This is a genomic window from Citrobacter telavivensis (assembly GCF_041807075.1).
GTDB classification, from domain to species: Bacteria; Pseudomonadota; Gammaproteobacteria; order Enterobacterales; family Enterobacteriaceae; genus Citrobacter_A; species Citrobacter_A telavivensis.
On sequence record NZ_JBGUBF010000002.1, the window covers coordinates 91,623 to 104,095 of the forward strand.

Sequence of the window (12,473 nt, forward strand, 5' to 3'; positions counted from 1 at the left end):
GGAAAAAGACCTTCATTGCAAAAATGAAACAGCGTGCTAAAAAAAATTCCATCCCGCATCATTTTATGAACATAATCATCGTAATAATTTGTTACACCGACTCGTCTGTTCGGGCAATGTCATTCCTTACTGTCCCTTTTAATTAAGGTGGCCCTCTATCCTGCAAGTCGTTTGTATTAATGAAAATTATAAACCTCTGGAGATGGAAAAATGAAACTGACCAAAACCTTGTTAAACCTGTGTATGGGTTCCGCCTTAGTGCTGGCCGCTCAGGCGGCGTCTGCGCAAACGCTGCGTGCGGCAGATGTCCATCCGGCGGATTATCCGAACGTGGTTGCTGTGAAGCATATGGGCGAAAAACTCAGCGCTGCTACCGACGGACGTCTGGATATTAAAACCTTCCCGGGCGGTGTGCTGGGCGATGAAAAGCAGATGATTGAACAGGCGCAACTGGGTGCGATTGATATTATCCGCGTGTCGATGTCTCCGGTTGCCGCAATATTGCCAGAGATTAACGTCTTTACGCTGCCCTATGTCTTCCGTGATGAAGATCACCTGCACAAAGTACTGGACGGGGCAATTGGTCAGGAAATTGGCGACAGGTTGACCGCGAACAGCCAGTCCCGACTGGTGTTTCTCGGCTGGATGGATGCCGGCACGCGCAACCTGATTACCAAGGATCCGGTCGTGAAACCGGAAGACCTGAAGGGGATGAAAATTCGTGTTCAGACCAGCCCGGTATCACTCGATACCTTAAAAGCCATGGGCGCGAATGCGATCGCAATGGGGACCAGTGAAGTGTTCAGCGGGATGCAGACTGGGGTCATTGATGGCACAGAAAATAACCCGCCGACCTTTGTCGCGCATAACTATCTGCCGGTTGCCAAAAATTATACCTGGAGTAAGCATTTCATTATTCCTGAGCTGTTCCTGTTTTCAAAAGCCAAGTGGGACAAGCTGAAAAAAGAAGATCAGGAATTAATTATTAAACTGGCGAAAGAAGCACAAATGGAACAGCGCCAACTCTGGGAAGCGTATAACGCGAAATCGCTGGAGACGATGAAAGCGAATGGTGTGAATTTTCATGATATCGATACGAATTATTTCTATAAAGCCACACAGCCCGTCCGGGATCAATATGGTAAAGACCACCAGGATTTGATCAAGCGAATTCAGGATGTGAAGTAATTCATCAGGCGGGTGACGGAGGTCATCCGCCTGAATCGGTTATTAGTTGAGGTGATGATTATGGGTGAATGTTATTCATCGGTAATGGATGTGCTGTATCGAATTTCAATGTGGATTGCCGGGCTGGCTTTATTGGTGATGGTGGCGGTTATTCCCGTGGGGATATTCGCGCGCTATGTGATGAATAGCGCGCTGTCCTGGCCTGAACCGGTCGCCATATTATGCATGGTGACATTTACCTTTGTCGGTGCGGCGGTCAGTTACCGTGCGGGTTCGCATATTGCTGTCAGCATGGTGACCGATCGTCTTGGCGAAATGGGGCGTCGGATCTGCTTTATCGGTGCCGATCTGATGCTGCTGGCGATCAGCATTTTTATTCTTTGGTACGGTTCGACGCTCTGTTACGAGTTGTGGCAACAGCCCGTGGCGGAATTTCCCATTTTAACTGCCGGGGAAAACTATCTTCCGCTCCCTATCGGTTCAGCGATCACGCTGCTTTTCATCATCGAAAAGATCTGCCGTGGCGCTCAGTATCAACGTCCTGTCGTCATGCTGGGTTCAACCAGTTGATGACCGAACCGACTTCATAGGGGAAAGCAGATGGATGCATTTATTCTCGTTTTTACGCTCGGCATCATGCTGGCGATTGGGGTGCCGGTGGCGTACGCGGTAGGGATCAGCGCGATCGTCGGGGCGTGGTATATCGATATCCCGCTGGAAGCGGTGATGATCCAGTTGACCAACGGTGTGAACAAATTCTCGCTGCTGGCGATCCCGTTCTTTATTCTGGCCGGTGCCATTATGGCGGAAGGTGGGATCGCGCGGCGCTTAGTGAACTTCGCCTACATCTTTGTTGGTTTTATCCGCGGCGGCCTGTCGCTGGTAAATATTGTGGCGTCGACTTTTTTTGGTGCGATCTCTGGTTCGTCGGTGGCGGATACCGCGTCCATCGGTTCGGTGATGATCCCTGAAATGGATAAGAAAGGGTATCCGCGCGACTTCGCCGCGGCGGTCACCGCCAGCGGTTCGGTGCAGGCAATCCTGACGCCGCCCAGCCATAACTCGGTTATCTACTCGCTGGCGACGGGCGGTACGGTGTCGATTGCCGCGCTGTTCATTGCCGGGATCCTGCCAGGGCTGTTGCTGAGTTTTACCCTGATGGTGATGTGTGTTGGCTTTGCCCATAAGCGCGGCTACCCGAAAGGGGAACGCGTACCGTTCCGGCAGGCGCTGAAGATCTTTCTCGATACGCTGTGGGGACTGATGACGGTCGTCATTATTATGGGCGGGATCCTTTCCGGTATCTTTACTGCAACAGAATCAGCGGCGATCGCCTGCCTGTGGGCGTTCTTCGTCACCATGTTCATCTACCGCGACTACAAATGGTCTGAACTGCCGAAGCTGATGTATCGCACCGTGAAGACTGTGACCATCGTGATGATCCTGATTGGTTTCGCTGCGGCATTTGGCGCCATCATGACGTACATGCAACTGCCGATGCGCATTACCGAAGCCTTCACCAGTATCTCGGATAACAAGTATGTCATCCTGATGTGCATTAACATCATGTTGCTGCTGATCGGTACGCTGATGGACATGGCCCCGCTGATTCTGATCCTGACGCCCGTGCTGCTGCCGGTTACCAACGCGCTCGGTATTGATCCGGTACACTTCGGGATGATTATGCTGGTGAACCTGGGGATTGGCCTGATCACGCCGCCGGTAGGGTCGGTGCTGTTTGTTGCCAGTGCGGTGAGTAAACAGAAGATCGAACAGGTGGTGAAGGCGATGCTACCGTTCTACGCGGTGCTGTTCCTGGTGCTGATGCTGGTGACCTATATTCCGGCGATTTCGCTGTTCCTGCCGAAATTCTTTGGCGTGATGTGAGGGGACTGCAGTAACGAAAATCCGGGCATTGATGCCCGGATTTTTTTATCGCTTAGCGACGAACGGCGATCGCTTCGATCTCGATCTTCACGTCTTTTGGCAGACGCGCTACTTCCACGCAGGAACGTGCCGGGAAGGTGGCGTTGTGCTCGGTGAAGAACGCTTCGTAGGTGGCGTTGACGGTCGCGAAATCGTTCAGATCTTTGACAAATACGGTCGTCTTCACGATGTCGCCCACTTTCAGACCAGCGGCTTCAACGATAGCTTTCACGTTTTCCAGCGACTGACGCGCCTGCGCGGAGACGTCTTCTGCCACGCTGCCGGTTTTCGGGTCAACCGGGATCTGACCGGAAGTGATGATCATACTGCCCAGATCTACGCCCTGAACATATGGACCGATTGCTGCGGGTGCATTTTCCGTCGCGATAGTTTTGCTCATGATTTCTCCTGAAGTACAGCGGTAAAAGAATTTTCCCAGGTATTATAGGTAGCCAGGAATTTATAACCAACCCCAATTAGTTGGCCAGCACCACATAATGAGAAAACTCTTTTTCACAGTATTTGCATTTGAGAGCAATGTCATCTACGCGTTTTTTCACTGCGAAGCTGGATGAAACCGGCTCGGCGTGGCTGATACAGTTACTGTTCGGGCAGACCAGCACGCTGTCGATGCGATCCGGCAGGCTTGGGCGCGATTTACCCACCACTTCGTAGTTGTCGATACGGTTAACGGTGGCCTGCGGCGCGTACAGTGACAGTTGGTTAACCTGTTCGGCGGTCAGGAAGGTATTCTCGATTTTAATCAGGTCTTTACGCCCCATTTCACCGGAAGGCAGGTTAAGGCCGATGGTGATGCGCTGATCGGTTTCGGTCAACTTAAACAGGGTCAGCAATTTAAAGCCAACCTGCGCGGGAATATGGTCGATTACGGTGCCGCATTTGATCGCTTCAACCTGCAGTTTATTATCGTGTGTCATCTCGTTATCTCCCCTTACAGTGCCAGATCGCTAGTCAGAACCAGTGCCAGTAACGCCTGGCGCGCGAAAATCCCGTTGCCTGCCTGCTGGAAATACCAGGCGTGAGGCGTTTTATCCACATCCGTGGCGATTTCATCAATACGCGGCAGTGGATGCAGTACCTTCATGTTTTCCCGTGCTCCCGCCAGGTCGCTGGCGCGCAGAACAAACTGGGCCTTAACGTTGGCGTATTCAGAAGGGTCCAGACGTTCTTTTTGCACGCGGGTCATGTACAGAATGTCCACTTCCGCCATCACCTCTTCAATAGCGGAGTGCAGGCTCCAGGCAATGCCTTTTTCGTCAAGCATATCGAGGATGTACTGCGGCATCGCCAGCGCATCCGGGGCGATGAAGTAGAAGCGGTTGCCGTCGAACTTGGCCAGTGCCTGCGTCAGTGAGTGTACGGTACGGCCATATTTCAGGTCGCCGACCATCGCTACGTGCAGGTTATTCAGACGACCCTGCGTTTCCTGAATGGTGAACAAATCCAGCAGCGTTTGGGTCGGATGCTGATTCGAACCGTCGCCCGCGTTCAGTACCGGCACCTTACCGGAGAATTCCGTCGCCAGACGTGCCGCGCCTTCCTGTGGGTGGCGCATCACGATCGCGTCAACGTAGGTGCTGATAACCGAGATGGTATCCGCCAGCGTTTCGCCTTTCTTGCCCAGCGACGTGTTGGCGCTGTCGGAGAAACCGACCACGCTGGCACCCAGGCGGTGCATTGAGGTTTCAAACGACAAGCGGGTACGAGTAGACGCTTCAAAGAAGCAGCTGGCAATCACCTTGTGCTTGAGCAGTTCCGGTTGTGGGTTAGCTTTTAATTTCGCCGCGGTCGCCAGCACCAGATTGAGGTCGTCGCGACTGAGGTCGTTTATGGAAATGATGTGTTTTTGATATAGCGGGTTAGCCATGTTTATCTCCTGACGCCTGGGCAAAAAAAAAGCCCCTCATTTGAGGGGCTGGGAATAGGTTAGCAACGGAAAGAAAAACGGCAGGCCAGCGTCTGTTTTCAGACGCGGTAAGACAGAATGTCGTACACACTGGACCATACTTCCTCCCGGCAAATTGTCCGCGATTATACTCAGCTCCGTTTGCGGATCAAGCAAATAATGCCATTTTTATTCAACGCAAACGGTTTTAATGAATATTAATTCATTTTTAGTAAGTAGTTAATCTGTTTGTGGACAAGGCCAGTCCGCTGTACAACCCGTGGGGCAACCCAGACAATACTGCTACCCGCGATCACTCCCAGAATCTCCGGCAGGGCATGGTAATCGAGGATCCTGGCGACGGCACGACCATAGCCGGCGGCAGTATGGATAAGGATAAATTCGCTGTTGTGCTCCACGCTCACTACCATTTCAGCAATCGAACGGGCGGCATCGGGGGCAGGGCGCAATTGCGGATTTACGGAATAAATTTTTTGTCCTTTCGTATTTCTAATTTTTATGACGCCAAGAATTTTCAGCAGGCGGGAAACCGTCGACTGGCTGATGGTTTCAAAGCCGTAGTTTTGCAGATCGCGGCGGATCTCCTCCTGCGAGAGATAACTTTTTTCGCCAATCAGGCGCTGACAAACAGAGAGCTGTAGTTCTTCTTTTTCTGAAGCGGGTTGGTAAAGTTTCATCATCAGTTAGTCCAGTGTAATCAGCCGAAGATAACAACCAATAGGTCTGCCCAATGTTTCTATTTTTAATTGATGACGCACTAAGCAAACGTTCTCCATTTCAACCGGGATGTATTTGATCGGCTTATTGAAATTCTACTGGAGCTCGCTTCAGCATCCTGACGGATGGCATCTCCATGAGAAAATATTCCACTTAGTCGTCTAAGGGAAGGCGGAGTTTTGCCGCTTCGTCTTCCCTGTGTTGACGTGCATCAACTGAGCGTGAGCACGCCTGTCGCCAACAGGTAGACGGCGTAGATCCCCGCCGCCACCACCATAATAGCCAGAACGATCTCTATTGGATTGAAAAGTCTCCCATTTTTCTCTTTCCGCGCCCAGACATAAAAAATGATGCCGAGGGCGTAGAGGATCATCGACATCAGCAGATATTCCATCCCGGCGGCGTAGACCAGCCAGGCGCCATAGAGTGTTGCCAGCGCGCCGATGATGATGTCGCGGGTGATGGAACGCTGTTCATCACTACTGTAACCGTCTCTCTGCCACGCCACTTTCAGGGCATACAGACCACTGAGAAAATAGGGGATCAGGATCATTGAGGTGGCAAGCAGCAGCAGCGCAAGATACCCCGCCTGTTGGAAATGGGCGATGATCAGGAACAGTTGGGTCAGGCCATTGGTCAGCAGCAGCGCGTTAACCGGCGCTTTATTGGCGTTTTCTTTGCCCAGAAATTTGGGCATGGTGCCGTCTTTACCGGCCATGTACGCCGTTTCCGCAGATAATAACGTCCAGGCCAGCAGCGCGGCACCGACGGAAACGATAAGGCCGATGTTCATCAGAGCGGCACCCCACGGCCCGACCGCCGCAGCCAGTACGCCCGCAGTCGAGGGGTTCTTCAACTGGGCGAGCTCGGGCTGGGAAAGGACGCCCAGCGACAGAACCGAAACGGCGACGAACAGCAGGATCGAGATGAAAAATCCAATCATGGTAGCTTTACCCACGTCTGATTTTTTCATCGCCCGGCCTGAGTACATGGCCGCGCCTTCAATGCCGATGAAAACCCAGGTGGTGACCAGCATGATGTTTTTCACCTGGTCCATGACGGAGCCGAGCTGTTCATTGCCCCAGAATTCGATCTTAAAGGTGCGAACCTGAAAGGCGACGCTGACCAGTACAACAAACATGATCAGAGGAACCACTTTCGCGACCGTGCCGATCAGATTGAGCAAGGCTGCACCCTGCACGCCGCGACAGATCAGGAAATGCAGGCTCCAGAGCAGAATTGAACCCACAATCAGCGCAGAAAGGGTGGTGCCATCACCAAAGAAGCCGAGCGCGCTGAATGAGCCGAGGGCGGAACAGATCACCACATAGTACGAAACGTTGCCGATCCACGCCGAGATCCAGTAACCCCAGGCGGAGTTAAAACCGATGTACTCACCAAAGCCCGCGCGGGCATAGCCATACACGCCGCCTTCAACGTCACTTTTACGATGCGCCAGGGTCTGGAAAACAAAGGCGAGGGTTAACATCCCGATAAAGGTAATCCCCCAGCCGATCAGGATCGCGCCGGCGCCCGCTTTGGCCGCCATGTTCTGCGGCAGGGAAAATACCCCGGCGGCGATCAGCGCACTGACCACAAGCGCCGTTAGTGCCGGAAGTTTGAGCTTACCTTCGGACAGGGAGGCCGAAGCGTCCGCAGCCGGTTTGCTGGTATCTAGAGTAGTCATGAAGAGAGTCCTCAATCTGACAGAGAGTGATTTTTAGAAGTAGCTGTATTGCTTGCCGACGTATTCGGAGGTCATGCACTGCAAGACGCCGCTGTATCCCAGGGAGAAATAGACGATGTCGCCCACCTGATATCCCGATGCGGTGTGGGTGACATCGAGGATCAGGTGATCGGAACTGGCGCCGAGCACTTTGACGCCGGGGTCAAATGGCCGGAGCTGGGAGAAGGAGACGTCCTGCTCGCCGAGTGCGGCGAGCGCCCGGTGGTGTACGCCAAGATCTTCGAATACCGGCTTTCTCCCCATGGCATCCAGCGCCGTGGAGTGTCGCGGAACGGAGGGTTTATCTTTCAGCTCGATGATCTCCACGCCGAGCTTGATGGCATCCTGGCGGGTGTCGGGGATCGGCTCGTCATTCAGGCCGAATCCCATAATCAGCGATGCGCCAAGCCGCAGTTGGTTAACGCCCGTCGGTAGCCCACCGTTGATCAGCAGGAACAGGGCAGCGGAACTGGCGCCGGAAATCGTGCGCAGTTCAATACCCAGTTCGTCTTCTATTTCATGGGCGAGATCGACCAGCGCCTGCTGGTTTTCGGTAGTAGGTTCCACTCCGCCGTAGCAGGCGAGATTGGCGCCAAGGCCTTCCAGCGTCAGTCCCGGCAGTTCCTTGTGTACCAGGCGCGCAAGACGTCGCGTCTCCTGTGGATCCATGCAGCCTTCGCGCAGATCGCCCAGGTCGTGCATCAAAATGACCCGATGCGTTTTGTTCTGCGCCGTTGCCGCTGCGGAGAGCGCCTGCAACGTATGCTCTTCGGAATTCAGCGAAATATCCGCATAGGCCACGATGTCGTGCGCCAGGCTTATCTGCGGCAGACGCAGCAGCAGTTTGTCGACGGGCAGGTCGGCTATTTTTTTGAGATTCTGGATCCGGGAATCCGCAATCGTGCTGATGCCGGCATCAATCATGGCTCTGGCGACATTCGCTGCTTCACAGCTCAGCTTATTGACGCCGACAGGCTCTACGCCGTGCTGGCGGCACAGCGCGATCAGCGTGCGGGTGTTGTCACGAATGACCGAAAGATTAACGAAGAGGCATGGAAAATCCTGGTTTCGCATAATGGGTCTCCTTACGTGAGACGCGGGTCAGGGGGCACCCGCGCCCGGTTCGTTCGGTCCAGTAGCTACCGTGGAGAAAGACGCCGTCCCGGACGGCGCTTTCCGTGTGGGTTAGTCGCCGAGCGTCGCCACCATCACTGCTTTGATGGTGTGCATGCGGTTTTCCGCTTCGTCGAACACGATGGAGTGAGCGGATTCAAAAACCTCTTCCGTGACTTCCAGCCCTTTCAGGCCGTAGGCCGCTTCGATTTCACGTCCCACTTTGGTGTGTTCGTTATGGAAGGCGGGCAGGCAGTGCATGAATTTCACGTTGGGATTGCCGGTGGCGTCGATAACCTTCTGGTTGATCTGGTACGGCGTCATCAGGCTGACGCGCTCAGCCCAGGCCTCTTTCGGCTCACCCATGGAGACCCAGACGTCGGTGTACAGAAAATCGACGTCGTAAACGCCCTCTTCAACATCGTCCGTCAAGGTAATGCGCGCCCCGGTGGTGCTGGCGATGTTGCGGCACTGGGCGACCAGCGCTTCATCTGGCCAGAAGGATTTTGGCGCGACGAGGCGAATATCCATGCCCATCTTCGCGGCACCGACCATCAGTGAATTGCCCATGTTGTTACGCGCATCGCCAAGGTAAGCGAAGCTCAGTTCGGGCAGCGTTTTTCCAGGCGCGTGCTCCAGCATGGTCATCAGATCCGCGAGGATCTGCGTAGGATGGAATTCGTCAGTCAGGCCGTTCCACACCGGCACCCCGGCGTATTGCCCCAGTTCCTCAACGATCTGTTGACCGAACCCGCGGTACTCGATGCCGTCATACATCCGGCCCAGTACGCGAGCGGTATCTTTCATCGACTCTTTATGCCCAATCTGCGAGCCGCTTGGCCCGAGGTAAGTGACCTGCGCGCCCTGGTCAAATGCCCCGACCTCAAAGGCACAGCGGGTGCGGGTGGAGGTTTTTTCGAATATCAGCGCGATATTTTTCCCGGTCAGCGTTTGCTTTTCGCGCCCGGCTTTCTTCGCCGCCTTCAGTTCAATCGCCAGATCGATCAGGAACTGGATCTCCGCCGGAGTAAAGTCGAGAAGCTTCAAAAAGTTGCGATTTTTCAGTGAAATAGCCATCAATGTATCCTTATTAAAATGAACTGCCTGATGACGCTGCGCTTATCAGGTCTACGGACGTGAATCGGTGTGGGCCGGATAAGGCGAGGCCGCCATCCGGCAAAAAAGCCTTACGCGTCAACATCGGCGGTTTCACGCCGAATCAGGGTGCCTTTATCTCCGGCGAGAATGGCCGGACCATCGGCCAGCGAACCGATACCCGCAATGCCGTGGCAGCGGCTGACAAATTCAGCGCAGGCGCTGACTTTGGGTCCCATTGAGCCTGCATCAAACTGCATTTCGCTCAGCAGTTCCGGCGTCACCTGCGCCAGCGGACGTTGGGTGGGTTTGCCCCAGTCGAGGTACACCGCGTCGGCATCGGTCAGGATCAGCAGCGCGTCGGCGTGGATCTGGCTGGCAAGCAGCGCGGCGGAGAGGTCTTTGTCGATCACCGCTTCGAGGCCGTGGTAACCGTCCGCTCTCTCGACGACCGGCACACCGCCGCCACCGTTACAGATGACCAGGTGATCGCGGGCGATCAGTGCCTGGATGGCGTCGCTCTCAACAATGCGTTTCGGCTGTGGTGAGGGCACCACGCGGCGAAAGGCTTTACCGTCTGCTTTGAAAACCCAGCCTTTTTCCGCCTGTAACGCATCGGCCTGTGCGTGGTCATAAACCGGGCCGATATACTTGGTGGGGTTGCGAAAGGCCGGATCGTTTGCATCCACTTCCACCTGAGTAAGCAGCACGCTGATTTCCCGCTGCGGCAGTTGATTTTTCAGCGCCTGTTGCAGCATGTAGCCGATCATCCCCTGGCTTTCCGCCCCGAGAATATCCAGCGGGTACGGGGTGACGCGGTCATAGGCGCTGTTCTGCAATGCCAGTAGACCCACCTGCGGCCCGTTGCCGTGAACCAGCACCACCCGCCATTGCTGAGTGAGTTGGGCGATCGTTTTCGCCGCCAGGATGATGTTCTTGCGTTGGATATCGGCTTCCAGCGGTTCGCCGCGCTTGAGCAACGCATTGCCGCCCAGAGCGACAACCAAAGTCGGTTTGTTTTGCATGGTGGGTTCCTTAAATGCCATCGCGTTCCAGTGGGCAACTCATGCAGCGCGCGCCGCCGCGCCCGCGCCCCAGTTCGTCGCCGGGGATAGGCAGCACGGTGATGCCGGCTTTGTCGTATTTCTCGTTGGTCCAGATGTTGCGTTCGTAGCCCACGACCACGCCGGGGCGCAGCGTGAGGACGTTGTTGGCGTCGTTCCACTGTTCGCGTTCGGCTTCAAAGGCGTCGCCGCCGGTGGTAATCAAGCGCACTTGATCGATGCCGAGTGCTTTCTCAATGGCGTTAACCAGCGTGCGTTCTTCGGTACGTTTCAGGCCGCCGCGGCCGTCTGGCGTCAGGGTCCAGCACTGCACGTCCTGGCGCACCACTTCCGGGTAAACGGAGAAGGTGTCGATATCGATGTGGGTCATGACGGTATCGAGGTGCATACAGGAGCGGTGTTTGGGGAGCTCAACGGCGATCACCCGTTCAGCCTGGCGATGTTTAAACAGAGACTGGGCAAGAAACTCGATCCCCTGCGGGGTTGTGCGTTCAGACATCCCGATCAGCACGGCCCCGCGCCCGATCACCAGTACATCACCGCCTTCTAAGGTGGCATGGTCGTAATTAATATTCTCGTCGCCGAAATATTTAATAAATTCACCGTCGGCAAATTGTGGATGCCAACGATAGATGGCTCGCAGATTATTGGTTTCGCGCTGGCGGGCCGGTTTAGCCATTGGGTTAATGGAGACGCCGTTATATATCCAGCAGGAAGTGTCACGGGTAAATAAATGGTTCGGCAATGGCTTCATAATAAAGTCATTAATATCGTGGGTATCGACCACCATATTTTTAATTGAGGCGGGAATTTCACCGTAGGTGAGTCCACCGCTTAAATGACGGGCCAGTTCACGATGCGACATATCGGCAAGCCAGGCGCGGATATCGGTGGCGAAAGTAGGACCAAGTCGGTAATCCGAGATTTGTGTTTCCAGCAGCCAGCTTTTCGCATCCGCGATATCCAGCGTTTGTGTCAGTAAATCAGTCAGTAACAGGACTTCGATACCCTGCTCGCGTAACGTGTTGGCGAAAATATCATGCTCTTCACCCGCGCGTTCAACCGACAGTACGTCATCAAACAGGAGCTCCTGGCAGTTAGATGGCGTGAGGCGTTTCAGGCTGAGATTAGGGCGATGCAACATCACACTGCGTAGTTGGCCGATTTCAGAACCGACATAATGTTTTTCCATTACGATACCTTTCACTCTATTTCAGGAATAAAAAGGGGGTGGCTGCGAATAATAAAAATGCTCGCAGTCATAACTGTTCCGATATTTTTCGAGAGGCATCATTGAATTATTAAGACGTCGAGAATGTGATGGATTTCACATCCATTCGGTTATTTGTTTTTTCTTAATTAATATATGACAGAGGTCTGAGAAATAACAAAAATAAAAAGTATAAAACTGAATTACTACGCAGTTATACGGCAGGTTATTCTTCAGTGTTAATTATTTGTTGGCGGGAACTAATAATGAAAGTAATGTAACACTATGATTTGTATAGAATAATAATGATTCTATGCATAGATATGCGTATTGTGAATTATATTATTTTTACCATAAAGTAAATCGCGCAATAACTATGGTGATTATCATTGATTGAGTAAGGGAAATGAATTGTGATCGCCTGGCGGTTTTTCTTATAACTCTTTTTATAACAGTGTGTTATGAAAATTTGCCCTTGGTTGAATTTACATTTTATGCACTAAATAT

At 53.5% G+C, this 12,473-nt stretch carries 12 protein-coding genes and 1 pseudogene; 3 read left to right on the forward strand and 10 right to left on the reverse strand.

Annotation, left to right across the window (positions count from 1 at the left end; all coding sequences use genetic code 11):
• The first annotated feature begins 210 nt into the window (after positions 1-210).
• The 3 genes from ACERJC_RS11675 to ACERJC_RS11685 are packed head-to-tail and all read left to right on the forward strand — an operon-like array spanning position 211 to position 3,075.
• Positions 211-1,188, forward strand: coding sequence for a TRAP transporter substrate-binding protein (locus ACERJC_RS11675; protein ID WP_178827052.1), 978 nt, complete (start codon positions 211-213; stop codon positions 1,186-1,188).
• 60 nt (positions 1,189-1,248) lie between these two features.
• Positions 1,249-1,758 carry a TRAP transporter small permease gene (locus ACERJC_RS11680; RefSeq protein ID WP_152401784.1) on the forward strand — a complete coding sequence of 170 codons (510 nt, stop codon included), beginning with the start codon at positions 1,249-1,251 and terminating at the stop codon, positions 1,756-1,758.
• Positions 1,759-1,788: 30 nt separating this feature from the next.
• Positions 1,789-3,075, forward strand: coding sequence for a TRAP transporter large permease (locus ACERJC_RS11685; protein ID WP_042321679.1), 1,287 nt, complete (start codon positions 1,789-1,791; stop codon positions 3,073-3,075).
• A gap of 52 nt (positions 3,076-3,127) precedes the next feature.
• On the opposite strand, the gene ridA is transcribed toward ACERJC_RS11685, so the two are convergent.
• From ridA to arcA, 10 genes and pseudogenes are all read right to left on the reverse strand, one after another.
• Complete coding sequence (ridA, locus tag ACERJC_RS11690) at positions 3,128-3,514, reverse strand: 2-iminobutanoate/2-iminopropanoate deaminase (protein ID WP_152401787.1); 387 nt, start codon at positions 3,512-3,514, stop codon at positions 3,128-3,130.
• A 76-nt stretch (positions 3,515-3,590) separates the two neighbouring features.
• A complete protein-coding gene (pyrI, locus tag ACERJC_RS11695) occupies positions 3,591-4,052 on the reverse strand; it encodes an aspartate carbamoyltransferase regulatory subunit (protein ID WP_046495617.1) in 462 nt (153 codons plus the stop codon).
• A gap of 14 nt (positions 4,053-4,066) precedes the next feature.
• Positions 4,067-5,002: an aspartate carbamoyltransferase gene (gene pyrB, locus ACERJC_RS11700; RefSeq protein WP_373671730.1), complete on the reverse strand. Its 936-nt coding sequence runs from the start codon at positions 5,000-5,002 to the stop codon at positions 4,067-4,069.
• Between the two features lie 2 nt (positions 5,003-5,004).
• A pseudogene (pyrL, locus tag ACERJC_RS11705) lies at positions 5,005-5,140 on the reverse strand (pyr operon leader peptide).
• Between the two features lie 98 nt (positions 5,141-5,238).
• Complete coding sequence (locus tag ACERJC_RS11710; protein ID WP_042322699.1) at positions 5,239-5,718, reverse strand: arginine repressor; 480 nt, start codon at positions 5,716-5,718, stop codon at positions 5,239-5,241.
• Between the two features lie 251 nt (positions 5,719-5,969).
• Positions 5,970-7,445 (reverse strand): arginine-ornithine antiporter, encoded by a 1,476-nt coding sequence (arcD, locus tag ACERJC_RS11715; RefSeq protein ID WP_178825859.1) that lies wholly within the window; start codon positions 7,443-7,445, stop codon positions 5,970-5,972.
• A 33-nt stretch (positions 7,446-7,478) separates the two neighbouring features.
• Entirely contained in the window at positions 7,479-8,558 is a 1,080-nt protein-coding gene (locus tag ACERJC_RS11720; protein WP_152401793.1) for an alanine/ornithine racemase family PLP-dependent enzyme, read from the reverse strand.
• 111 nt (positions 8,559-8,669) lie between these two features.
• On the reverse strand, positions 8,670-9,674 hold the full coding sequence (gene argF, locus ACERJC_RS11725; protein ID WP_152401795.1) for an ornithine carbamoyltransferase: 1,005 nt from the start codon (positions 9,672-9,674) through the stop codon (positions 8,670-8,672).
• Between the two features lie 110 nt (positions 9,675-9,784).
• Positions 9,785-10,717, reverse strand: coding sequence for a carbamate kinase (arcC, locus tag ACERJC_RS11730; RefSeq protein ID WP_152401797.1), 933 nt, complete (start codon positions 10,715-10,717; stop codon positions 9,785-9,787).
• 10 nt (positions 10,718-10,727) lie between these two features.
• A complete protein-coding gene (arcA, locus tag ACERJC_RS11735) occupies positions 10,728-11,948 on the reverse strand; it encodes an arginine deiminase (protein ID WP_373671731.1) in 1,221 nt (406 codons plus the stop codon).
• Between the last annotated feature and the right edge of the window lie 525 nt (positions 11,949-12,473).

Coding starts and splice junctions, on each gene's coding strand:
- ACERJC_RS11675 (WP_178827052.1), top strand. CDS start 211: ATGAAACTGACCAAAACCTTGTTAAACCTGTGTATGGGTTCCGCCTTA.
- ACERJC_RS11680 (WP_152401784.1), top strand. CDS start 1,249: ATGGGTGAATGTTATTCATCGGTAATGGATGTGCTGTATCGAATTTCA.
- ACERJC_RS11685 (WP_042321679.1), top strand. CDS start 1,789: ATGGATGCATTTATTCTCGTTTTTACGCTCGGCATCATGCTGGCGATT.
- ridA (WP_152401787.1), bottom strand. CDS start 3,514: ATGAGCAAAACTATCGCGACGGAAAATGCACCCGCAGCAATCGGTCCA.
- pyrI (WP_046495617.1), bottom strand. CDS start 4,052: ATGACACACGATAATAAACTGCAGGTTGAAGCGATCAAATGCGGCACC.
- pyrB (WP_373671730.1), bottom strand. CDS start 5,002: ATGGCTAACCCGCTATATCAAAAACACATCATTTCCATAAACGACCTC.
- ACERJC_RS11710 (WP_042322699.1), bottom strand. CDS start 5,718: ATGAAACTTTACCAACCCGCTTCAGAAAAAGAAGAACTACAGCTCTCT.
- arcD (WP_178825859.1), bottom strand. CDS start 7,445: ATGACTACTCTAGATACCAGCAAACCGGCTGCGGACGCTTCGGCCTCC.
- ACERJC_RS11720 (WP_152401793.1), bottom strand. CDS start 8,558: ATGCGAAACCAGGATTTTCCATGCCTCTTCGTTAATCTTTCGGTCATT.
- argF (WP_152401795.1), bottom strand. CDS start 9,674: ATGGCTATTTCACTGAAAAATCGCAACTTTTTGAAGCTTCTCGACTTT.
- arcC (WP_152401797.1), bottom strand. CDS start 10,717: ATGCAAAACAAACCGACTTTGGTTGTCGCTCTGGGCGGCAATGCGTTG.
- arcA (WP_373671731.1), bottom strand. CDS start 11,948: ATGGAAAAACATTATGTCGGTTCTGAAATCGGCCAACTACGCAGTGTG.